This is a genomic window from Streptomyces sp. CA-181903 (assembly GCF_050937075.1).
In the GTDB taxonomy this organism is placed as follows: Bacteria; Actinomycetota; Actinomycetes; order Streptomycetales; family Streptomycetaceae; genus Streptomyces.
This window is the reverse complement of sequence record NZ_JBNJLY010000001.1, coordinates 5,731,281-5,754,528: the sequence shown is the minus strand read 5'-3', so window position 1 is coordinate 5,754,528 and position 23,248 is coordinate 5,731,281. Positions and strand designations below refer to the sequence as shown.

Below are 23,248 nucleotides of genomic sequence, written 5' to 3'. Positions count from 1 at the left end.
CCCGGGCGGCCGGCCCAGGACGCGGGCCAGCCAGCGGAGGGCGGCCGGACGTTCGCGGTGCTCCTGGACGTCGGCCCCGACCCAGGTGCCGCGGGCGAGGGCCGCCAGGCCCAGGGCGCCGGTGTGCGAGGCGGAGCCGCGCCAGCCGGAGTCCGGCCAGTGCCAGCGGCCGTCCGGCAGCCGCTCCGGCGGCTCGTGGAGGCCGGTGGCCACGGCCGCTGCCGCCCCCTCCTCCGCCTTCTCCACCTCCTCCAGCGTCTCTGCCGCCTCCACCGCCTCTGCCGCCGCCCGGAGCAGCGTCCGCCCGGACGGGCTGGAGCGGCGGCCGAAGGTGTCGCGTGGGAGCCGAGGGGCGGCGGTGAGGCGGACGTACAGCGTTCCGGTCCGTCCCCCGGCGGGCCTCACTTGACGAACCGGAACCGCGGTACGGCCAGGACGAAGAACAGCGCGGCCAGGCCGAGCAGGAAGCCGCTGGCCGGCAGCACCGTCTGGAGGTCGGCGCCCTTGACCATGACCTCCTGGAAGGCGTTGAGCGCCTTGCCGTGCGGGGTGAACTCGGCGATGTTCCGCATGAACTCCGGCATGAAGACGCCGGGCACCATGCAGCCGCCGAGCGCGGCCAGCACCAGGATGACGATCGTGCCCATGCCGTTGACCTGGGACTCGCTCTTGGCGAACGAGGCCAGCAGCAGGCCGAGCGCCACCGCGCAGCAGCCCAGCGCCACGGTGATGGGCACCAGGGCGAGCGGGTGGACGCCGAGGTCCATGCCGAAGACGAGCTTGCCGAAGGCCATCAGCACGCCCACCTGCGCCACCGCGACGAACAGGTACGGCAGCACCTTGCCGAGCAGCAGCTGCCAGCGCGGGACGGGCGCGGACAGCAGCCGTCGGAAGGTGCCCTCACGGCGCTCGATCATGATCGAGCCCGCCATGACGGTGACGATGAAGAAGACGTACATCACGGTGTAGCCGGGGACGTTCTGCTGGTACACCGAGGGGTACTTCACGCCCGACATGCCCTTGGGGAAGGTGCTGGTCGAGGTCACCCCGCTCCACGTCTCGTCGATCTTGTCGATCTGCTTCTGCAACTGGGCCCTGCGGACCGGGTCGTGCTCGGCGGCGCGCTGCTTCTCCAGCGAGACCGCCGTGCGGGTGCTGGAGGTGACGGTCAGCACCGCGCTGCGGATGGCGGCCTGGAGCGGGTCGACGGCCTGGCGGGACGACGAGGGGTCCACCACGAAGGAGAAGTGCGGCTTCCGGCCGCTCTCCACCTCCTTCTCGAAGCCGGCCGGGATGACCACGGCGAACGAGTCCTTGCCGGAGCGCACCCGCTTGTCCGCGGCGTCGCCGGACAGGCCGGTGGTGACCTTCAGTTCGTCGCTGCCGCCGAGCGCCTTGACGACGTTCTTGGCGGCGGTGCCGCCGTCCTGGTCGACGATCGCGATGTTCATCTTCGGCGCGGAGCCGAGCGTGTCGAAGGAGTTCGACAGGGCGAGGCTCATCACGGTGATGAAGAGCATCGGGGAGACGAACAGGGTGATCAGGGAGGCGCGGTCCCGGAGCAGGACCAGCAACTCCTTACGGATCATTGCAAACATCAGGCACCATCCCTGATCTGGCGGCCGGTCAGGTCGAGGAAGAGGGATTCGAGGTCGGGTCGGCCGAGCCGGATGCCGCCCAGGCCCAGGCCGGTCCCGGCCGCGATGTCGGAGACCTCGCGGAGGGTGGTCGGCATGTCCTTGACCCGGATCCGCAGCACGGACGTGCCGTCCCCGGCCGTGGTCACGGAGAGGTGCCCGTGGCCCGCGAACCGCTTCTCCAGCCACGTCATGCCGCCCTGGAGCCGCTCCAGTTCCTCGCGGGTGGGCGCCCATTCGAGCAGACCCGCGCCGAGCGGCCGGAGCAGCTCCTCCTGGGTGCCCTCGGCGAGGACCTTGCCGTGGTCGACGATGACGATGCGGTCGCAGAGCTGCTCGACCTCGGGCATGTAGTGGCTCGTGTAGACCACCGACATGCCGAACTCGGCGCGCAGGCGCAGCACCGTCTCGAAGATCTGGTTGCGGCTCTGCGCGTCCACGCCCACGGTGGGCTCGTCCAGGAACAGCAGCCGGGGCATGTGCAGCAGGGCGGCCGCGATGTTCACGCGGCGCTGCATGCCGCCGGAGTAGGACGCGACCTTGTCGCCGGCCCGGTCGGTGAGCCCGACCACGTCGAGCGCCCAGTCGATGCGCTCGCGGCGTTCGGCGCGGGAGAGCTTGTAGGCGCCCGCGAAGAAGGTCAGGTTCTGCCGTGCGCTGAGCGTCGGGTAGAGCGCGATCTCCTGCGGGACGACGCCGATGAGCGCCTTGGCGCGCATCGGGCCGGCCGCGAAGTCGGCGCCGTCCACCCGGATGGTGCCGCCGTCGGGCTTGAGGGCGCCGGTCAGCATGGCGATGGTCGTCGACTTGCCGGCGCCGTTGGGGCCGAGGAAGCCGAGGATCTCGCCGGTGCCGACGCGCAGCGAGACCCCGTCCACCACGGCGCGGTCGCCGAACTTCTTGACCAGGCCGGTGGCGGTGAGGACGTCGTCCGTCCGGACGCCGGGCGGCGTGGCCGTCGCGGTGACGGTCATCGGTTCTCCCCCTTCGATGCCTTGGAGACGACGAGCGACACATAGCTGCCGCCGTAGGCGAAGCTGGAGATCAGGGCGTGGTCGACGCTCCCCTGACGTCCGCCCCGCGTGATCAGGCCGGGCAGTGCGTCCGGCGCGTCCGGGACACCGGCGGTGCCCGGGAGCACGCCGTCGTGCATCGCGCGCAGCGCGGCGGCGAGGGCCAGGCCCGGGGCGGAGCCGTAGGTCTCGCCGAACACCGACTTGGTCGCGGTGACGGGACGTTCCGCCAGGCCGCCGGCGCGGAGCGCGGCGATCTCGGCGTCGTCGACGGCTGCGCGGCCCATGGCCGCCGAGGCGACCAGGCCGATGTCCTCGGGCGTCAGGCCCGCCGCGCGGATCGCCTCGGTCATCGACCGGGCCCACGCGGCGCCGTCCGGCCGGAGGCCGGCGATGCCGCTGTCGTCGCCGGTGAGCCCGAAGCCGGCGATCCGGCCCAGGACCGGGCGGCCGGACGCCTCGGCGGCGTCGGTGGACTCCAGGGCGATGGCGACCGCGCCGGCGGACAGCACCGTGCCGCCGCCCGCGAACGGACGGACGTCCGAACTCCCCAAGAAGCCCGGGACCTTGACGTGCCCGGCGACCAGGGCGTCGGGGCACTCGTCCGCGACGACCACGACGATGCGCTCGGCGGCGCCGCGGGCGATCAGCCGGTAGGCGTAGTGCAGGGCGCTCAGGGCGCTGGTGCCGCCGCTGCAGACGGTGGCGGTGATGCCCTTGAAGCGGTGCAGGATGGCGACGTGCCCGGCGGCGGCGTTCACCACCGTGTTCGGGAAGAACTTCGGATTGGCGCCGGCGGGCCCGCCGGCGAGCACCACACCGCTGTCGAACTCCTGGACCGGGGTGATCGGGGCCAGGCCGGTGGCGAAGATCAGCCCGGTCTGGGCGGCCTCCTGGCGGCTGGGCTTGCCGTACGCCCGGTGCAGCTCGGCGACGACGGCCGCGGCCAGCCGGCTGGTGGGGTCCATCCGGCGGAGCACGGCCGGGTTGATGCCGGCGGCGATGGCCTTGAAGTCGACCGTGCCGGCCCGGCGGGTGCCGTAGCCGTCGACGTCGACCTCGCCCTGGTAGACGGGCGTGCCCTCGGCGAGGGCCGCGAACAGCTGGTCGTTGCCGGTGGCCGTGCCCGCGATGCCCGCGACGCCGGTGATGACGACGTCCCGGCCGGCGGCGGCCGCGGCGGCGGCCGGCGGCTCGGTGGTGACGCGCTCGGGGTGCCGGATCACCAGGGCGGCGTTGTTGCCGCCGAAGGCGAAGGAGTTGGAGACGACGACGTCGACGTCCTGCTCCCGCGCGGCCTCGGCGACGATGTCGAGGCCGCTGGGGGCCTCGGCGCCGCCGGTGTTGGCGGTGGGCGGGAGCACTCCGTCGCGTACGGCCAGGGCGCAGACCACGGCCTCGACCGCGCCGGCAGCGCCCAGGGTGTGGCCGATCATCGACTTGGTGGAGCTGACCGGCGGCGGCGTCTTGAAGAGCGTCTTGATCGCCTTGGGCTCGACCTTGTCGTTGGTCGGGGTGCCGGTGCCGTGGCCGTTGATGTAGTCGACGTCCTCGACGGTGTGCCCGGCGCTGTGCAGGGCGGCGGCCATGGCGCGCTGGGCGCCCTCGCCGCCGGGGTCCGGCGCGGTCTGGTGGTAGGCGTCGGCGGAGAGGCCGTAGCCGGCCACCTCGGCGATGGCGGTCATGCCGCGGGCCGCGGCGGCGTCCGCCTTCTCCAGCAGCAGGAAGCCCGCGCCCTCGCCGAGGTTGAGGCCCTCGGAGCGGGTGTAGGGGGAGCAGCCGCCGGAGTCCAGCGCGCCCAGTGAGTTGAAGCCGTTGAAGGACAGCTCGGCCAGCGGGTCGACGCCGCCCACGAGCACGGCGTCGGCCTCGCCGCTCCACATGAGCTCCAGCGCGTAGCCGATGGCCACGGCGCCGGCGGCGCAGGCGTTGGAGAGCAGCGAACGGGGGCCGGCCAGGCTCAGCTTCTCGGCGACGGCGTCGGCGACGCTGTGCAGGGCGTAGCCCTTGAGGAGCCGGACGTCGGCCTTGCGCAGGCCGTCGCGGATCCACCGCTGGTGGAACGTGCCGACGCTGCGGCTGGTGCCGAGGCTGCTGCCGATGACGACGCCGACCCGCTCGGGGTCGTAGCCGGCCTCGGCGAGGCGGCCGTGTTCGACGGCCTCGGTGGCGGCGGTGACGGCCAGTGTCAGGCAGCGGTCGACGCCGGGGACGTCCTTGACGGGCGACTGGCCGCCCTGGGTGGTGATCAGGCCCGTGGTGTCGACCGCGGTGACCGTGCCGATGCCGCTGCGGGCGGCCCGGATGGCACTCCAGCACTCGTCGGCGGTGGAGCCGACGGCCGAGATCATGCCCAGGCCGGTGATGACGATGCGCATGGTCAGGCTCCGAGCCGCTCGTTCCAGGACTGCGGGATGACGACCGGGGAGGCGGCGGTGCGCAGCGTGACGGCGGCGCCGTCGGCGGTGCGGCCGGTGAGCTCCAGGCCGGGCACGTCGAAGGGCTTGTCGAGCAGCGCCAGGGCGATCTCCTGGTCGGTGCCGGCGAGCGGGGCGACCAGGTGGACGGTGCCCACGGCGCGGCCGCCGGCCTCGACCGGGCTGCCCGCGGCGGGCGCCTGCCCGGCCTCGGCGAGGACGGTGATCAGGCCGCGGCCGACCTCCTCGGCGGCGGCCAGGGCCTCGCCGCCGCGGAACTCGTCCTCGCGGCCCCAGCTCACCAGCCACTCCAGGCCGGCCTCACGGACGGTCAGGCCCTCGGACTGGGCGGGGATCTGCGGGTGGCGGACCTCGGTGCGGGCGCGCAGCAGGGCCTCGGCGCCGGCCGGGCCGCCGTCCAGCTCGGCGGCGCGGGCGGCGACCCACTCGGCGGCGCCGGCACCGGCCGGGGCGATCAGGAGGTAGCCGTACTCGCCGGTGGTGCCGATGCGGGCGAGCACGCCCTCGGCGCCGTCCGCGCCCGGCAGGGTGACGGTGGTGGCGCCGTGCAGCACCAGGCTGGAGATCTCGAAGTCCAGCAGGTCGGCGGCGATCCGCCAGGACTTGGGGCCCTCGAAGGCGACGGCGACGCGGTCGGCGGCGGCGTCGGTGATCTCGACGTCCTGGACGCCGGCGTCGGCGGCCGTCTTCTCCAGCAGGCCGGCCAGGTCGTCGCGGGAGTGGGCGAGCAGCCAGCTGGTGTCGTCGAGTTCGATGTGGGTGACGGCGTCCCAGACGCCGGCGTCCTCGTCGAGGATCAGGGTCTCGCGGGCGGTGTCCGGCTCGACGTACTCGCTGTCGCGGGCCAGGGCGCCGGAGAGGACCTCGCCGCGCTCCAGGCCGCCGAGGGCCACCAGGCCGGCGCCCGGGGTGTAGACGCCGACGGTGGTGCGCAGGTGCGCGTACTGCTCGGCGACGGTCTCCGGGGTGGCGCTGCTCATGTCGTCTCCTTGGGGTGTTCGGGTGTGGGTTGTCGGGGGTGGTGCGAAGTCGGGGGCCGCCCCGGGCCGGGGGTTGGGCCCGGGGCGGCGGTCTCAGCGGCCGGCGGCGGTGCGGAGCAGCGCGTCGGCGGCGTCGGGGCCGGGCAGGACGGCGAGCGACCAGCCGGCCGCGAGGGCCGTGCCGCGCGGCTGCCGGGCGACCAGCCCGAGCAGCGGTCCCGCCTTGGTGTTGCGGTGGAGGATCTCGGTGCCGTGCCCGTCCCGCGGGACGACCGCCAGCCAGCGGCCGTCGGCCAGCCCAAGGGCGAGCCGGCCGGTCCAGCGCTGCCAGGCGCCGGGTTTCCGGATCAGCCAGAGGTCGCCGGGGCGGCCGGGCACCAGGACCTCGGGCCGTTTGGGGGCGGCCGGGGTCAGCCAGACGACGGCCTCGCTCTCGTCGTCCCGCGGCTCGGCCCGCAGGTCGATGCCCAGCCGGTCGGCGGGGCCCGCGGCGGGGGCCTCGACGGACCAGTCGAGACCGGCCGAGCGCAGCCGTCCCGCCGGCTCGTCGAAGCGCCACTCGGCTTCTTCCGCGCCCCAGCCGAGGCCGCGGTCGGCGTCCTCGCGCGGCCCCTGGCGGGTGACCCAGAGGCCGGCCCGCCAGTGCGGGTTGCTGCCGAAGACGCGTTCCTTGGGGAACGGGGTGGCCAGCACGGACCGGCCCGCCGAGCGCCAGGCGGCGATGCCGCCGGCCTCCGCGCTGACCAGCAGCGTGTCCTCGCTGACGGCGGCCCGGTGGACCGGCCGGCGGGCCACCAGGCCGGCCGTCCAGTCCGCCCGCTCTCCCAGGGGGGCGGGGGCCTGAACGGTCTCCGGGGTGCGCGGTGCGAGCGGTTCCAGGCCGTCGACGGTCATGGGGGCACCGCCGGGCCACTCGGCGCCCACCGCCACGGCGTGGCCGTGCCCGGGGGCGAAGTCCAGCAGCAGCAGCGCGTCGGTGACGAGCCGGGCCCGGGCGTCGCCCGGCCGGACGTCGAGGCCGGTGGCGGACTCCTCGTCCCACCAGCCGACCCGGGCGCCCGGGGCGAGTTCGGCACCGGCGGTGGCGAACTCGGTGGCGTCGACGGGGTGCAGGCCGCGGCCGGCCGGCACCTGGCCGTCGTCCGTCAGCAGCAGCCCCTTGCGGAGGCCGCCTTCGACGAGCGTGCGCAGGGTGCCGGCGGGCGGCTCGCCGCCCTCCCAGCGGAAACGGTTCTCCAGGACGCCGCCGACGAGCGTGGTCTCCCGGTGCAGCACGCCCTCGGGGTGCCGCTCGGCGACCAGCCAGCCGCCGTCGAGCGGGGTGACCGTCAGCCCGTCCTCCCGCCGCAGGGCGCGGCGGAAGCCGGTGACGTAGGGCGGGCCGAAGACCGGCCAGGTCTCGCGCAGCAGCGGGCCGAGGTGACCCGCTCCGTGCAGCTCGATCCGGCCGTCGCCGTGGTGCAGTTCGAGGCGGAGGCCGTCCGCCTCGACCGTGCTGACGGCCGGCGGCTCGGGCGCGGACTTGGGCGCCAGGGCCGGCGTCTCGTCCGGGTCCGTGCCGACGTGCAGCACCTCGCCGTCCTCGGGGTCCAGCAGGACGGTGAACACCGTGCCCTCGATGGCCAGTCGCGTGCGCAGGACGGTGCGTCCGCCCAGCTCCTCGGTGTCGTCGCCGAGGGCGCGGTCCCCGCCGCCCACCATGTACCGCCAGCTGGCGTTCAGTTGCAGCGACTGCGGGATGAGGTGGGCGTAGTCGCGGCGCAGCCGTGCCATGACCCGCGGCATGTAGCTGACCAGCTCGATGTTGCCGTCCTCGGTGGCCTCCACCGGACCGGTGACACTGCAGCCGACCTGCCGGTAGAGCGGGAAGGCCAGCTTGTTGCCGGGGTTGGCGGTGAGCCGGATGACCTCGACGCCGGACAGCCGCAGGGTGCGGATGGCCTGCGAGAAGATCCGGCCGGCCACCGAGCCGCCGCGCAGCGCGGGGCTCAGGAAGAACATGTCCCCGAAGACCTCGCCCGGGGCGTACGCCCGGCGGACGCTGCCCTGGAAGAAGCCGATGGTGCCGTGCACCTCGCCGTCCACCTCGACGACGAGGAACAGCCGCGTGCCGCGCTCGGCCAGCTCGCCGCGGACGAGCTCCGCGTCGAGCTTCCGGTCCACCGGGTTGGGGACGTCGGGGTAGCGGTTGTAGAGCTCGGCGATCGCCGCCGCGTCCGACTCCTCGTAGGGCCGGATCACCAGCTCACTGGAGTCCACTGGGGTCCCCCGCGGTGCGTTCGCTGACGGTCAGCGAACCCTTGGCGGCGAGCTCGCCGTCGACGCTGGCCTGCACGGTGACGGGCGTCAGCCGGTCGAAGGCGCGGCCGAGTTCGACCTTCATCGTGAGCCGGTCGCCGGGCACGACGAGCCGGCTGAACTTCATCTGCCGGATCGCCCCGAGGTAGCCGACCCGGGCCGCGACCTCGGCCTCGCCGCTCTCCTGGCTTTCCGCGAGCCACGCGGAGGCGTAGACGACGGCCGTCAGCTGGGCCATCGCCTCGACGATGAGGACGCCCGGCATGATCGACTGGTCCGGGTAGTGGCCGGCGAAGTACGGCTCCGAGATGGTGACGTTCTTGATGCCGTAGCCGGACTTGCCCGGGATGACGTCGTAGGCGCGGTCGACGAGCAGCATCGGCCAGCGGTGCGGCAGCAGCGCCCGGATGGCGTTGGCGTCGAAGCTGAGGGGGGTGGGGCGGCGGGGGCGGCCCCGCCGGGGGTGGTCGAGCCGGAGGTGGTCAAGCCGGGGGTGGTCACGCCGCCTCCACCTGGGGGATCTCGCCACGGTCGGCGACGACGAAGTCGATGAGGCGGTTGACCGAGCCGAAGGCGGAGCGGTCGTCGTCGCTGATCGTCACGCCGAGCTGCTCCTCGACCATGACGACGATCTCCAGGGTGTCGAGCGAGTCCAGCTCCAGGCCGCGGCCGAACAGCGGCTGGTCGTCGCCGATCAGCTCGGGGCGGATCTCCAGGCCCAGGCTCTCCACGAGCTGGGTCTTGACGTGGTTGTTGAGGGCGGTGCGCGCCTCGGCGGTGGCCAGCAGTTCCTCGTAAGTGGCGGTCATGGCGGTACTCCTGTGTCTAGTGGTGGGTGGCTTGCCGGGAGTTACGGGATGAGTCCGCCGTCGACGACGAGGACCTTGCCCGTGATGTAGCTCGCGGCCGGCGAGGCCAGGAAGGTGACCGCCGAGGCCACCTCCTCGGGGGTGCCGGCGCGCTTCATGGGCACCGTGCCGATCAGCCGCTCGCGCACCGCGGGGGGCATGTCGCGCACCATGTCGGTGTCCGTGAACCCGGGGGCGACGATGTTGACGCGGATCCCGCGCTCGGCGACCTCGCGGGCGAGGCCCTTGCCGAGGCTGATCAGACCGCCCTTGCTGGCGCTGTAGTTGGCCTGGCCGGGCTGGCCGGTGACGCCGCTGGTGGAGCCCATCAGGACGATCGAACCGCCGGTGCGGTGCATCATCTTGACCGACTCGCGGCAGGTGAGGAAGGCGCCGGTGAGGTTGGTGTCGATGACCCGCTGCCACTTGTCGAGGCTCATGGTGGCGAGGAAGCCGTCGGCCGTGATGCCGCCGTTGGCGACGACGACGTCGAGCCGCTTCCACTCGGCGCGGATGGTCCGGAACATCGCCTTGACCTCGGCCTCGACGCCGACGTCCGCGCGGACCACCAGCGCCCGGCGGCCCATCTCCCGTACCTGCGCCGCGACTTCCTCGGCGGCCTCGGACCGGGAGACGTAGTGCACGACCACGTCGCAGCCGGCCTCGGCCAGGGCCAGGGCGCAGGCCCGGCCGATGCCCCGGGAGGCGCCGGTGACCAGGGCCACGGTGGACGGTTCGAACTGCATGGCTGTACTCACTGTTGTCAGGCCCCCAGGCGGCGCAGCAGCGCGGTGAGGGAGGTCGGCGTGTCCACCAGGGACACCTGCGGTTTGGCGGCGAAGTGCTTGGCCAGGCCGACGAGGGCCTTGGCGGGCCCCACGGCCACCAGCGGCGCGGCGGGCTCCGGCCGGCCGGCCGCCGCGTCCATCAGCTCCCGCCAGCGGACGGGCGCGCACAGCGCGTCGGCGAGGTCGCGGCGCACCGCGGCGTCGTCGGTGCCGAACGCGCCGGTGGTGATGAGCCCGACGGGAGCGGTGGCGGGCCGCAGCCGGGCCTCGGCGACGGCCGCCTCCCAGTCGGCGGCGGCGGGCGCCATGAGCCGGCTGTGGAAGGCGTGCGAGACCTCCAGCGGCTTGGCGCGGGCGCCGACGGCCGCTGCGAACTCCTCGATCGCGGCCAGGTCGCCGGAGGCGACGAACTGGCGCGGGCTGTTGTCGGCGGCGATGTCCAGGCCGCGCTCGGCGGCCTCGGCCAGCGCCTTCTCGCGGTCGTCACCGGTGGCGAGGACGGCGCACATGCCGCCCTTGCCGGGTGCGGCGGCCATGAGCTCGCCGCGCAGCCGGACCAGGCGCACGGCGTCGGCGAACTCCAGCCGCCCGGTGGCCACCAGGGCGGCCACGGCGCCGACGCTGTGGCCCGCGGCGGCGGCCGCGGCCGCGCCCTCGGCCGCCAGCACCCGCCAGGCCGCGACCGAGGCGGTCAGCAGGGCCGGCTGGGCGTTGTCCGTCGAGGCGAGTTCGGGCGCCGGGGCGTCCCAGCACAGGGCGCGCATGTCGAGGCCGAGCGCGTCCGACGCCTCGTCGAAGACGGCCGCCGCCTCCGGGCGGGCGGTGGCGAAGGCCCGGCCCATGCCGGGGACCTGGCTGCCCTGGCCGGGGAAGAGGGCGAGGACGCCGTGGGGCCGCCGCTCACCGTCCGGATCCCGTCGCACCGTGGCCGGAGCCCGTCACGCCGTGCCCGAGGAAGCCCTCGATCTGTACGCCGAGACCGCGCTCGGCGGCCTGCGCGCGGACGTACTCGGCCAGCGCCATGTCCAGGATGCCCAGGCCGAACGGCGAGAAGACGGTGATCCGCCCGGGGTCGCGGGTGAACGGCACGGTGCCGCGGACGAGGGCGCCGATGCTCGCGTCGACGAACTCGCGGTGGCCCGCCTCCTGTTCGGCGAGGTGCAGGGAGGTGCGCTCGCGGCAGACGTGGTCGGCGTCGTCCACGATGTTCTGCGCGCCGAGGATCACCTCGGGGTGCAGGTCGCGCAGCGAGACGTGCAGCACCACGGTGCCGGGCCGCAGTTCGTCGGAGCCGAGGTGGGGGGTGCCGCTGGTGGTGGCGAGGGAGACCAGGCCGTGCCGGGCGAGCGCGGTGGGACGGTCGGTGGCGACGTCGACCGTCAGCTCCGGGCCCAGCTCGCGGCAGCGGGCGGCGAACGCCTCGGCGCGCCCGGCGTCGAGGTCGAAGACCGTGACCTCGCGCAGCGTGGGGAGGGCCACCAGGAGGAAGCGGAGCACCTCGGTGTTGATGACGCCGCCGCCCACGAGGGTGACGCCGGTGGGCTCGTCGCCCTCGGTGAGCAGCCGGGCGGCGAGGGCGGCGCTCGCGGCCGTGCGCTTCGCGGAGATCTGCGAACCCTCCAGGAGGGCCACCGGGAAGCCGTTCTCCAGGGAGTTCAGCACGATGGCGGCGCTGGCGCGCGGCAGTCCCTCGTCGAGATTCCCGGGGAAGGAGGCGATCCACTTCATGCCGGCGACCGGGTGGTCGCCGCCGGCGAACGCGGGCAGCCCGATGATGCGGTTGCGGTCGTCGCCGGGGAAGCGGAGGAAGGTCGAGTGCGGGACGGCGGTGCGGCCGTCCTCGTGGACCCCGTAGGTCTCCTGGACGAGCGCGAGGATCTCCTCCTCGCGTCCGGCGAGCACCTCGTGGACGTCGGCGTGTCTGGCGATCAGCACGGAATTGCTCCTACGGTCTCGGGCACCGGGCCCGGGTTCTCTTGCCACAGATGGGAGACGTCACCGAATTTCCGGGCGACCCAGGAATCCGAATAGATGGTCTCCAGATAACGCTCGCCGCTGTCCGGGAAGACGACCGCGACCCGGGCACCGTCCGGTATCGCGTCGCGCATCCGGTCGACGGCCGCGATGACCGCCCCGGAAGAGCCGCCGGCCAGAATGGCCTCGCGGTCGACCAGGCGCCGGCACATGCTCACGCATTCGAGGTCCGACACGTGCACCACGTGGTCCGCCGCCCGCGGGTCGAACAAGGCGGGCCGGAGGGCGGCGCCATGTCCCGGCAGAAGCCTGGTGGTTGGCGACTGCCCGCCGAATATCGCACTGCCCACGGCATCCACCGCGACGATTTTCGTGGACAGTCCCGACTTCCTTACGTAGTCGGCGCAGCCACGAAGTGTGCCACATGAACTCGTCGCGCAGAACAGGTAGTCCAGACGGCCGTCCAGCGCCTCCACGATCTCATGCATCGTCAGTTCGTGCGCGGCGGCGTTGAGCGGATTCCCGTACTGGTTGGGCCAGTAGGCGTCGGGCACGGTCCGCACCAGTTCCCGCACCCGCCGAATACGACTCGGAAGATACTCACCGGTCGCCGGATCGGGCTCGGTGATGACCTCCACCTCCGCCCCGTAGGAGCGGATGATGGCGATGTTCTGCTCCGTCGTCTTGGCATCCACGACGCAGATGAACCGCAGCCCGAAATACCGGCAGACCTGAGCGAGACCGATCGCCAGATTACCCGAGCTGGACTCCACGACCGCAGACCGGCCGGGCACCAGCTCACCCGAACTCACCTTGCCCAGCAGCATGTTGAGCGCCACCCGGTCCTTGACGCTGCCGCCCGGATTGAACTTCTCCAGCTTGGCGAAGACGCGGAACAGATGGTCCGGAAAGATCCTGTCGAGTTCTATCAGAGGAGTGCCGCCGATGGTGTCGAGCACTCCCCCGATTCCTCGACTCGGCATCGCTTGCGTGAGCATGCGAAAGGTCCCCCTTGGCGCGGCGAATGACCGCATGACGTCGTGAACACGGGACGCCGGTCGGCATGCGGGCAGCACGAATCGGCGTGGGAATTCGGCAACGCGACGCAACCGGACGACACCGGATCGACGACGACTTGACCGATGAGAAGTTCCTGCCGAATCCGGGCGCCGCAGGGCAGGCCGAAGCCGCCCTAACGGGCCCGGATCGGCGATGAGTTAGCCCCCCGCGCCGGGCGCGAGGAGATCGGCGTGCGGCGGGCGCGTTGACGGCGCCCCGCAAGAACGGTGAACACGAGCGGAACGGAAAACTTCCACAGCCGGGACACGACACCGGCCGGCCCCGTTCGGCCGCTCATTGATCGAGGCACATCCCCCTGGAATCCCCGTAAGGACGGATTCCGGCCCGATACCTTTCAAGACTCTCCCCCGTATGCCCACTCCCGCACGCTCCCGTTACCCGGTGAGCGTGGCGAGTCAGGCTGTTAACCCCACTTAACGCCGGTGAGCTTAGGCAGTCCGGGCCGAGAATGCAAGATCGCCCCGGACGGCATTAGACCAACCGGTCAGTATCCGTTCAGCGGTCAACCAGACAGTAGGTGCCACTTCTTCGCGACACCGCCCGCCAGAGCCCTGAGATTCGACCGACCGCTGCCCGCGCGGCACAACACGGTGTCGATACCCGCCGCGCTGCTGAATGCCAGTCAACTCCGTTGCCCCATAAGCGGAACACCACAGTCCACCCACGCCCCCTCCCCTCTCCCGCCTACACCTACCAACCGGAAGGCAACCTTCCATGACCAAATTGTCACCAATATCCGGTGACCATCCCCACAGCTTTGGACCAGACCTATAGGTAACCGTCGGCAACCGAGTAAAAAGGTGGTCATGAAAGACGCGAACTCCGCTTGCGCCGCCGCCTCGTTGCCCCTGGCGCAAAAGCTGGAGTACCTGCGGTCGCGAGGCGGCCCCGACGGCACGGAACCGCCGTCGGACCGCCACATCGCCGACGCCGTCAACAAGGAGGCAGGCGAGACGGTCATCTCTCACGTGACGCTCGGCAAACTCCGCAAGGGCGAGCAAGTGGCCACCACGGACGCCCGGTTATCAGCGCTGGCCGACTACTTCGGCGTCGACCCCCTCTTCCTCCAGCGAAGCAGAGAAGAGATCGTCAACGAGATAGCCCTCCGCCTCCGCTACCTCATCGCCCTGCACTCCGGTGACATCACGGGGGCCGGGCGGTCCGGCAACTCCCACGCGGAACTGGTGGAGTTCATCGAGCGGGCGGTACGCGAGCGCCAAGGCGGCGAGGACTGACCAAGGTGGCGAGGACTGAACGGACGGGCGCCCGGGAGGCGGGCGGGAGTCGGGCGGCCCTCCCGCGGCCACACCGTGATCGGCGCATCTCGCCCAGGCCGGCCGCCCCCGCAGCCGGCGGCTATGCGATGTTCCCTATTCTGCGGAATTCCCCATTCCGCGCAGCAAGGGCGGGCTGAGCGGCCACGCACTCCCCCTGCGGTAGAGGGCGGCCGGACGCCCGGTCGGCGGCAAGCGCTGCTCTCCGGTGGGCTCCACGAACCCGGCGGTCTTGAGCACCTTGCGACGGAAGTTACTGGGGTCCAGGCACTGCCCCCAGACCACTTCGTAGACCGTGCGCAACTCGCTGAGAGTGAACGACTCTCCGCAGAAGACCGTGGCGACAGCGGTGTACTCGAGCTTCCTCCGGATCTCCTCCAAGGCGTCAGCGAGGATGACCGAGTGGTCGAACGCCAAGTCAGGCGCCTCGACACCAGGTTGAGGGACAGCGGCCCAGTAGGCGTGCCTGGCATCGGTACCGCCCACCGGAAGGGGAAGATCCGGTCCCAGGGCGAGGTAGGCGACGGTGACCACCCTTCCCCTGGGGTCGCGCCCGGGGTCCCCATACGCGCCGAGCTGCTCCAGGTGGAGCCGACTGCCGTCGATCCCGGCCTCCTCCCGTAGTTCGCGCAGCGCGCCCTGCCGCAGGGTCTCCGTCTTCTGGACGTAGCCGCCGGGCAGGGCGGGCCACCCGAGGAAGGGCTCCACCCCGCGCTCGATCAGGAGCACCCGCAACCCGTCGTCCCTGAGGGTGAAGATGACCAAGTCCACGGTCACCCACGACGCCTCCACCTCAGCGGAGTCTTTCAGCCAGTCATCCACCACAGCCCCTAAAGGTCTCATTGACTTGAACTCCCCCGGGACTTATGGTCTCACGGACCATAACGCTACTAGGCGAGGGCAAGGTCATGACCACGTCCCATGCGCCACCAGCACCAGTCGCACCGTCCGCACCACCGGCCAAGAAAGTGACCGGCGAGCCGACCGCGGCCACCCGTCACTTGTGCTCGGGCGTATACGTCGACGAGTGGTTCCGCGACCTCGTGATCAACGAGGTGTGCACCAAGCCGTACCGACGGGTCGCCCCGTCGTACGGGTTCGACATCGTTCCCGTCATGCGCCACGCCTGGCGGGCCGCCGCGCTGACCGCGCTCCTCCGCATGACACTGCTGGGGTCGGTGGTCGTGCCGGCCTGCGCGGGTGCCGCGCCGGTCACCATCTTGCTCGCGTGCGGCCTCGCCCTGCTGTGGCTGCTGCACCGCGCCCTCATGATCCGCGACGCGGACTGGACGCCGAAGCCCCGGCGCACCCGCCGACGCCGCCGCCCGAGCACGACACCGGACCCCCAGACCCACTTCTGGCCGCTCACACGCCCGATCGATCCGAGAAGGCAGCGCGCGTTCAGACGCGTCGGCGTCACCGCGCTCTCCTTGAGCCTGACCGGCCTGACCGTCGCCCTCGTGCATCCGGACCACGCCGCGACCGCTCTCCACGTGGCCGCGGGCATCGTGCTCATGTACCTCGGCGTCGGAGCCACACGCCAGCTGATGCTCAACCGCATACGACGCGCGCCGACCCTCCGCCCCACGCACCTGTCCGGCCGGCAACGGGCGGCCGACGCACAGCAGCGCCACGTGTGCACCGTCTACCGCCGCCCACGCCACAGCGAGGAGGAACGCGAGGACGAGGACGACCTCACCATGTTCACGCTCTTCGGGGACAAGTCACCGTTCATCGGCGCGGGAGAACTCGTCTACCAGTGGAACCCGCCGATGAACATCCAGCTGCTGCGCCCCGGCGACGACAAGGAGCCACTGCACGAGCGAGAGCATGTCGTACCCCCGTTCCAGGCACACGAACTGGTGGACCACCTTCGGGATGCCGTACGCCTGCTGGACACCGACAGCGTGGACGTCCGGCTTCCCACCCAGGTTCGCGACCGCGTCTACGTGGCGGAGACCGACGTCGCGGTGGACCCCTCCCTCCTCCCCCAGGGCTTCGACGAGGCCGGCCTTCGCGCCGTCATCAACACGCCGGGGACCCGGCAGCACCACTTCCTCGAAGTGACCACACCCGTGGAGGGCTCGGAGTTCGTCGCGACGGTTCTGTTGCATGTGAGCCTGCGTGGCCGCACTCTGATTATCTCCACCGCGGCCTGCGTCCTCGCCCACACGCCGCGGTCGTTCCAACGAACGGACGAATTCGGCCAGCACGGAGCCGTGGCCGTCGTATGGGCGGCGTTCCGTGAGCTGTCCGCCCTCCCTCTGGAGATCCAGCGCGCATGGCGGGTCGTCCGCTACTTCTACGCCGTGGCCAAGGCCGCCGTCCTCCCCCATGACCTCACCTCGACACCGATCCGCAACGTCCTGATCGGCAGCCGCGTGAGCATACGCGAGGAATCGTCTCAGGCGTGGTCCAAAGTCCAGCTGGAGAAGAGCGACATCCTGGGCCGGATGAAGACCATAGAGGAGCGGCTGCTCCGGGCCGCCGGCGACTTCCTCTCCGCCCGAGGGGTGGACACTTCCGCCTTCGACGACCGTGCACTGAAAATCATCAACAGCGGCATCTTCAACTTCGGTGACAACAACAGCTTCAATAACAATGCCGTCGGGGAGGCGGCTCAAGTCGGTGGCACGGCGGACCAGTCGGCCAGTCCCAACAACGCCAATGGCGGAGGAAGTCAATGATCGACAACCGAGGCATCATCAGCCACGGAAACAACAACAACTTCAGCAACAACGCCATCGGGGACCACGCCCACGTATCAGCTCCCGCCGCGTCCCCCAACACGCCAACTCCCGCTCCTTACGCACCCGCCGACGCGCGGGCCACGATGTGGGATGTCGGAGTGGTGACCATCCTCAGCGAGGAACTACGCGCGGTCAAAGACGAGTTGCGGCTCGAACGCCGGAAGAAGCCCAATGGCCTGTACTTCTACGAGGGCGAATACGGCACATCGCATTCACCCCTCCGGATCGTGGCCACCCAGAGCCAGAGCCAGGGACAGCGTTCGGCGATGGCCGCGCTGAGCAACCTCCGTCACCATTACGATCCCCGACTCTGGGTCCTGGTCGGCGTGGGCGGCGGTATCCACGACGAGTACGCCCGCGTCGGCAACGTCATCGTCTCCACCGACATCGTCTATTACGAGAACCGCAAGATCAATCCGAACGGCGACGTCCGCCGTCGCGGCGAGCACCGGCAGGCTCCGGCGGCGGTCGTCCACGCCATGAACGCCTTCTTCACCGAACACGGAAACCCGGCGCGCATAAACGGCCGACTGCCCGCATACGCCGCCGAGCAGTTCGAGGTCCACCCGGGGGTGATCGGCTCCGGCGAAGCGGTCATCGCCGACAGCGACGCCGAGGAACGGCGTTACCTCAAGACCTACCACGAGAAGATCCTGGCGGTGGACATGGAAGCCGGAGGACTGAGCCAGTACTGGCAGGAGAACTCCGTATCCGGCGAGCACAATCCCGGCTGGATCGTCATCCGGGGCGTGTCCGACAACGCCGACGAGAACAAGGGCCACGCGTACCACGAACTGGCGGCCAGGAACGCCGCGTACGTCCTGGCGCGGTTGCTTACCCACCTCCGCTGACCGCGAGCCCGGAAACGCGCACCACCCGCCCCAAGGGAGATGGCTCGCATGACCGCTTTCCTTCTAGGGATCCTCAGTTCCCTGGCAGCCAGCGCGACCGTACTCGTCCTCGGCCTCCTCCGCGGCTCACGCCCCCTGTGGTGGGTGGTGTCCGTCTGCTCCCGCTGGACCGGAACCGGGCTCGGCCGCGTGTACCGCCGTCAGTCGTCCGCCGAACAAGACATCACCCGCGACCTGCGCCGGGCCCGCTGGGTCAAGGTCCTGGCGGGGCGCGGAAACCTCCTCACGCGCGAGACCTTCTCACCCCTCTGGTCGGGCGAACTGGCCCCCGAATTCGTCCGGGTACTCCTGCCCGACCCGGACGCCCCAGGCGACTCCTGGCTCGACCGGCGCTCCCGGGACCTGTGCCGGTTCGATCCCGGCTACTCCCCCGGCCTGCTCAGGAGCCAGGTCCGGGCGAACACGGAGTACCTGGCCCACGCGACCCGCGACCTCCACCACGTCGACCTCCACAGCTTCGACCTGCCCCACACCTGCCGCGTGATCGCGACGGACCAGGCCGCCTACCTCACCTTCTACAGCAGCTCCGCTCACGGAAGGAACTCACCCTGCCTATACGTCCAGGCCCCCGGTCTCCTCTACTCCATAGCACTGGAGCAATTCGACACAGCCTGGACGAACAGCTCCCCCGCACGCCCGGCACTCCAGCCTTGACGCCGTGCGACATCCGCCATCGTGGTGACCCACTTGACCGGCGATGTGCCAGCCCTCGTCTGTTCCTTCGCCTCGGACAGGCACGCCGCATCACCCCAGGCCGGGCCATGGAAATCTCGGGGGGCTGGTTTCGCACGCAGTCGAGGGGGTGTACGGAGACCATCCGTACACCCCCGGGCGTGCTCAGAGGTTTACATCACCGGATACACCAATGTGTTCTCCGTGCCGAGGCGGCCGGGCTGCGTGTTGTTGTAAATCGTGGTCTCACCGTCCGACCAGCGGATCAGCAAGTCGTTGGTCCGGTCACCGGACACGAACCTGCCTGTGGTCATCGCCATGTTGTGCTCCCACGTGCCGTTGGGGTCCAGCAAGCGGTGCTCGCCGCCCAGGGCCGAGGTGGTGGTGCCGACGTAGCTGTCGACCTCGCCGTCCGTCCAGCTCACCAGAAGATCCCACTTGGAATTGCCCGAGAACTCGCCTGCGGTGAGCAGTTTGGCGTGCTTCCAAGTGTCCGTCTTCTTGGGGTCTTTGAGCTGATGCTCTTGGCCGAACGTACCGGGACTGACGTTGGTGTAGAGCGTGAGTTCGCCGTCCGACCAGCGCACCATCAGGTCCGTGACGTACTTGTCGGCGTTGAACCGGCCCGCGGCGATCGACATGGCGTGTGACCAGATGGATCCTTTGGGAGCCATCTCTTTGGAATTGCCCAGGCCGTTGCGGCCGATGTCCGTGAACAATTCGACTTGCCCGTTGGGCCAGACAGCCAGGAGGTCGAACTGACTGTCGCCACCGAAGTCGCCGGCGGTGACGGCCTGAGCATCGGCCCAGGTGCCGTTCTTCGACGTCAACTGGCGTTCGGAGGCGAAGTCGCCGTTGCGGTCGCTGTTGTAGAGGGTGACCTCGCCATCCGTCCAGACGACGACCAGGTCGCTCATGCCGGTGCCGTTGAAGTCTCCGGCCGCCATGAGCTTGGCGTGCTTCCAGGTAGCTGCTGTGCCGACGGAGTACGGCGGCGTGGGCTGGCGGTACGAGCCGTGGCCGGCGTCGCTGTTCTTCTTGGCGTCCTCGTACAGCAGGAAGAGCCGGTCCATGTACATCGGGCTGTAGGTCAGGCGGTTGTACAGCGGGTTGTCAGCTCCTACATTGGGCCCGCCGTTGTTGGCACCCCCCACGTTACCGATGACCGTCCCGACACCGCGGTCATAATCCACCGACGCGAACCACGGAGAACCCGAGACACCGCCCCAGAGGCCGGCGCAGTCGATGCGCATCTGGTTGAAGCCCGGGAGAGCGCCGGTCTGGGTATTGCACTTGATCGCCGTGTCGGCGGGGTCATACTTCGTCATCGGGTACCCGATGACCGTCACGTGGTGCTTGGCTCCCGAGGTCCTCTGCAGGGTGTTGCCGCCGACGACGTCCTGGATGTTCTTGCCGTCGTACTTGTCAACACGGCCGAATGCGAAGTCCAGGTCGGATACGTCCCTTGACGTGTCCGCCTGGAAGTTGCCGTCCCAGTACCACTTGTTGACGATCCAGAAGCCATAAGGCTGCTGTTTGAGGGGCTTCGTCTTGTCGTACTTGGGGATGAACATCCCGTTGCCGCCCTTGCAATGCCCCGCGGTCAGGATGAGATCGCGTCCTGGGCTATCCACCACGAAGGCTGTGCAGTGATGGGTCTTGGCCTTCTCACTCGTGTAGAGCGCGCCAACCGATTTGATACCTCCGAAGTGGTGGGAGTCCTCGTGCGTGATTCCCTGGCGAGGGCCCCTGGGCTTCGGCAACGGCTTCTTGGAACCTGGCTTCACCAGCGATGGGTTGGGGGCCGGAGCCTCCTCACCGAAAGGTCCGGGATCGGTCGCGGCAGCCATGCGCTCAGGAGTCCAGAAGCGGAGGGCGTCTTCTCGCGTCCATCTGTCACCCTCGTCTGCTCCGACGGAATTCGGCAAGCCGGTGTGCGTTCTCGGTGAGGTGGCTTGGCCCGGCACCCCAGGTCTTTGGTGGTGCACCGCCCTGCCCGGCCTCGTCGGTGTCGGTATTGGATTCGCCGAAGCGATATCGGCAGCGCCGATGGTGATCAGCGAGCCACAGACCGCCGCAACCACCACGCGGCGTATTCGTAACATGTGCAAGATTCACCTCCATGCGAGATGCATTTCCGGCATTCCAATGGAAATGCGGAGTCACCGCCCTACTTGACACAGGGCGGAATCCTGAAAGCAGTAAGCCATTGCAGAGAAGGAGCTACAGGATCAGTCGGAGCCAACTTCCGCACGGCGGCGTCGACTCGACACGGCGAGGCACGCCCCCGCCGCCACGACAGCCGACCCAGTGCCACCGACGAAAGACCAGAGCACCCAGGCACCGGAGCCCTTCTCATCACCGGCCACGGTAAGTTTCGCTACCGATACCGTTCGGCCATGGTGACTGACGGCCGTGACGCGGTAGGTTCCCGTACCCGTACCCTTCGAGACGGTGATGCGTGCGGCATAGACCGTGGCGCCATCGTCACACTTGCAGGCCGGGTCATCGGGACTGTCCACTTTTATACGCTGTGAGCCCTCGAATGCAGGGGAGTTGACGGCCACTGAGTCTTCATCCGGTGCGGCATGGTCGTCCGAGAGAACGACCACCACGCTCTCGCCGGGGCGGACCTTCTTGTCCCTGGGCTCGATGGCGAACCGCCGGATCTCGGCCGGCCTCTGTGCTACGACTTTCATCTGCGCAGTCGCCACGGTCTTCCCGTTCAGCGTCGCGGTGACCGGATAGTTCCCCGGAGCAATGTCGCTGCGAATGCTGACTCTCATCCCGGGCCCGACAGGATCTTCGGAGCGCGACGCGCCCTTGCTCTTCGGGTGCAAGTGTTGGGCTTTGACCAGGGCAGGCGAAGTGACCACCACGTCGTCCCACGGGCCGGCCATTCCCTCGATGACCGGTCCGACGTCGTCTCCGACTTCATACGACCTGCCATTATCAAGCACCAGCCGAGGGCCGTTCGGGGGTTCATCGCCGGACACGGCAACGGCCTGCACAGGTGCAAGCGTCAGCAAAGTGGACAGTGCTGCCGTGCACAACGCACCGCGCGAGCGCCGTAAATTGGCACGAAGCCAGAGCACTATCCACCCCCAGTGAATGCGGGCCCGTCGAGCCCATCGCCACAGTAGCGGTCACATGCACCTGACACCACCTCACAACCCAAAGCAGGGACCGACGGGATCACGCCAACCTTCCCTTAATCCTTGGACATATGAATAGCGAACTTCTCGATGCTGAGCTTCGGGCTTCGATCCCTCGTTTCAGCCGCCGATCACTCACCCCACGAGCCACCCGCCGCCCAGTGGTTGAAACGCCAGGCTATTCCAGGGGAGTTCGTCCCACATCCTCGTCATTGGACTGCCCGCTTCTGCCGCCGGGGCCAGTTGACGCACCCGCTGGGAGCCGTCCGGCCGATCGCCGCCAAGAGTTGGGCGCCTGACAGAGGCGCTATCGCAGAAGTACCCCTTCCACGCACTCGACTGGCCTGGTGGTCCGGACCGCCGAAGGAAGGTTATGAGCTCGACCCCGGGTCACGAGCCGGACGAACAGCGGGCCCGTCGGCTGGCCGGAGGAGAGCAGGGCACTGCCCAACCCTGACCCGCCCACATGGCGAGTTGTCCCGGCGCGAGGCCCGATGACCAGGGCGGCGACGGTGACGGAGCCGAGACAACCCAACCGCGCTTCTCGTACCGGGTGGCAACGGCCCGGGAGTTCTTCTACTTGCCGACGGCCCGCTCGACAGTGGATGGTGTCCCACCACGCGGTGTTGCCGAACTCGCCGAGGTCCCTACCAGCACTCGGCCGGCGGCAGGGCTCCACGGATCCGCGCTCAGCGCCGCCTACCCGGCCTCCATCGACAGACGCCGCCCCGACAGGGCCGGCCTGTCCGGCAGGCCGCCTGGCACCCCATCAGGACGAGCGTCAAATAGGTCTAGGCGGACGGCCTTTCAGCGTCGGGGTACCGCCCCGCGTCGCTCACGCCGCACATCATGCGCCCGCCCGCTCAAGACCGCGGGTCAGGAATCCTGCGCCACCCGCTTCAGGATCGCGACGCACTCCACGTGATGCGTCACCGGAAACAGGTCTCAAAATCGGATCATCATAACGTCCCAGGTCAGGCGGCACTTCGGGCGAACCCACCGGTCCGCGACCCCCTGTGAGCGTCAAACAAGCGTCAAACGATTCCGCCTGGCCAGCCCCTCAGAACCGGCTGACTACAGACCTCACCTTTGATCGCGACAGGCACGAAGGGCTCGCCGTTGCACCGGACAGCCGCTCGAGCACTGCTCATAGTTAGGCAGGCACCTGCAAGCTGCTCTCCGAGATGAGTACGACAGCCTCTCCCTCTGTACGCTCCCATTGTCAGGCCGAACAGGACCCATTCACCAGATTGGCGGTCGCCGCCATACGCGTTCGCACCGGCAAGCCCTCCGTGGGAAGTGCAGCCTCTCGCACTGGCGCGCCGACGCAGTTGATCCAGCTACCAAGTCGTCCCTGAGGCAGCCCGGCCAGCCTGAGGGTGCGGCCGGAAGCGTCTGGCGGCGAACGTCCCTCGCAGCTCGTGGTGAGC

The 23,248-nt window shown here is 70.2% G+C and carries 18 protein-coding genes; 4 read left to right on the top strand and 14 right to left on the bottom strand.

The features are described 5' to 3' along the window. Window positions 1-401 precede the first annotated feature (401 nt). The 11 genes from ACQEVS_RS25700 to sbnA form a co-directional block, all read right to left on the bottom strand. On the bottom strand, window positions 402-1,598 hold the full coding sequence (locus ACQEVS_RS25700; RefSeq protein ID WP_433023951.1) for an ABC transporter permease: 1,197 nt from the start codon (window positions 1,596-1,598) through the stop codon (window positions 402-404). Further along, window positions 1,598-2,611, bottom strand: a complete 1,014-nt coding sequence (locus ACQEVS_RS25695) for an ABC transporter ATP-binding protein (RefSeq protein WP_433023949.1) — start codon at window positions 2,609-2,611, stop codon at window positions 1,598-1,600. Before ACQEVS_RS25695 ends, ACQEVS_RS25700 begins: the two co-directional genes overlap by 1 nt. Further along, window positions 2,608-5,028 (bottom strand): beta-ketoacyl synthase N-terminal-like domain-containing protein, encoded by a 2,421-nt coding sequence (locus ACQEVS_RS25690; RefSeq protein WP_433023947.1) that lies wholly within the window; start codon window positions 5,026-5,028, stop codon window positions 2,608-2,610. Before ACQEVS_RS25690 ends, ACQEVS_RS25695 begins: the two co-directional genes overlap by 4 nt. A gap of 2 nt (window positions 5,029-5,030) precedes the next feature. Beyond that, entirely contained in the window at window positions 5,031-6,068 is a 1,038-nt protein-coding gene (locus ACQEVS_RS25685) for an aminomethyl transferase family protein (RefSeq protein ID WP_433023945.1), read from the bottom strand. Between the two features lie 93 nt (window positions 6,069-6,161). Continuing rightward, entirely contained in the window at window positions 6,162-8,327 is a 2,166-nt protein-coding gene (locus ACQEVS_RS25680) for a GNAT family N-acetyltransferase (RefSeq protein WP_433023943.1), read from the bottom strand. Continuing rightward, a complete protein-coding gene (fabZ, locus tag ACQEVS_RS25675) occupies window positions 8,314-8,895 on the bottom strand; it encodes a 3-hydroxyacyl-ACP dehydratase FabZ (RefSeq protein ID WP_433023941.1) in 582 nt (193 codons plus the stop codon). Before fabZ ends, ACQEVS_RS25680 begins: the two co-directional genes overlap by 14 nt. Then, window positions 8,864-9,175: a phosphopantetheine-binding protein gene (locus tag ACQEVS_RS25670; RefSeq protein ID WP_433023939.1), complete on the bottom strand. Its 312-nt coding sequence runs from the start codon at window positions 9,173-9,175 to the stop codon at window positions 8,864-8,866. Before ACQEVS_RS25670 ends, fabZ begins: the two co-directional genes overlap by 32 nt. Before the next feature lie 41 nt (window positions 9,176-9,216). Further along, window positions 9,217-9,960: a 3-oxoacyl-ACP reductase FabG gene (fabG, locus tag ACQEVS_RS25665; protein WP_433023937.1), complete on the bottom strand. Its 744-nt coding sequence runs from the start codon at window positions 9,958-9,960 to the stop codon at window positions 9,217-9,219. A 17-nt stretch (window positions 9,961-9,977) separates the two neighbouring features. Next, entirely contained in the window at window positions 9,978-10,925 is a 948-nt protein-coding gene (locus tag ACQEVS_RS25660) for an ACP S-malonyltransferase (protein ID WP_433023935.1), read from the bottom strand. Next, complete coding sequence (gene sbnB / locus ACQEVS_RS25655) at window positions 10,903-11,937, bottom strand: 2,3-diaminopropionate biosynthesis protein SbnB (protein ID WP_433023933.1); 1,035 nt, start codon at window positions 11,935-11,937, stop codon at window positions 10,903-10,905. Before sbnB ends, ACQEVS_RS25660 begins: the two co-directional genes overlap by 23 nt. After that, window positions 11,931-12,974, bottom strand: coding sequence for a 2,3-diaminopropionate biosynthesis protein SbnA (gene sbnA, locus ACQEVS_RS25650; RefSeq protein ID WP_433023931.1), 1,044 nt, complete (start codon window positions 12,972-12,974; stop codon window positions 11,931-11,933). Before sbnA ends, sbnB begins: the two co-directional genes overlap by 7 nt. Window positions 12,975-13,862: 888 nt before the next feature. Here sbnA and ACQEVS_RS25645 point away from each other — a divergent pair. Further along, entirely contained in the window at window positions 13,863-14,291 is a 429-nt protein-coding gene (locus ACQEVS_RS25645; RefSeq protein WP_433023929.1) for a hypothetical protein, read from the top strand. A 135-nt stretch (window positions 14,292-14,426) separates the two neighbouring features. Here ACQEVS_RS25645 and ACQEVS_RS25640 read toward each other — a convergent pair whose 3' ends face one another. Next, entirely contained in the window at window positions 14,427-15,173 is a 747-nt protein-coding gene (locus tag ACQEVS_RS25640) for an NUDIX hydrolase (RefSeq protein ID WP_433023927.1), read from the bottom strand. Between the two features lie 65 nt (window positions 15,174-15,238). On the opposite strand from ACQEVS_RS25640, the gene ACQEVS_RS25635 reads away from it, so the two are divergent. From ACQEVS_RS25635 to ACQEVS_RS25625, 3 genes are read left to right on the top strand one after another with little or no spacing between them, the layout of a single operon-like run. Beyond that, the gene (locus ACQEVS_RS25635; protein ID WP_433023925.1) at window positions 15,239-17,017 is read left to right on the top strand and encodes a hypothetical protein; all 1,779 of its coding nucleotides are present in this window, start codon (window positions 15,239-15,241) and stop codon (window positions 17,015-17,017) included. Further along, window positions 17,014-17,931, top strand: a complete 918-nt coding sequence (locus ACQEVS_RS25630; RefSeq protein ID WP_433023923.1) for a hypothetical protein — start codon at window positions 17,014-17,016, stop codon at window positions 17,929-17,931. Before ACQEVS_RS25635 ends, ACQEVS_RS25630 begins: the two co-directional genes overlap by 4 nt. 48 nt (window positions 17,932-17,979) lie before the next feature. Further along, on the top strand, window positions 17,980-18,645 hold the full coding sequence (locus ACQEVS_RS25625) for a hypothetical protein (protein WP_433023921.1): 666 nt from the start codon (window positions 17,980-17,982) through the stop codon (window positions 18,643-18,645). Window positions 18,646-18,836: 191 nt separating this feature from the next. Here the strand turns inward: ACQEVS_RS25625 and ACQEVS_RS25620 are convergent, their stop codons facing one another. Together ACQEVS_RS25620 and ACQEVS_RS25615 are read right to left on the bottom strand one after the other, a co-directional pair. Then, complete coding sequence (locus tag ACQEVS_RS25620; RefSeq protein ID WP_433023919.1) at window positions 18,837-20,513, bottom strand: FG-GAP-like repeat-containing protein; 1,677 nt, start codon at window positions 20,511-20,513, stop codon at window positions 18,837-18,839. A 381-nt stretch (window positions 20,514-20,894) separates the two neighbouring features. Further along, complete coding sequence (locus tag ACQEVS_RS25615; protein ID WP_433023917.1) at window positions 20,895-21,674, bottom strand: hypothetical protein; 780 nt, start codon at window positions 21,672-21,674, stop codon at window positions 20,895-20,897. Between the last annotated feature and the right edge of the window lie 1,574 nt (window positions 21,675-23,248).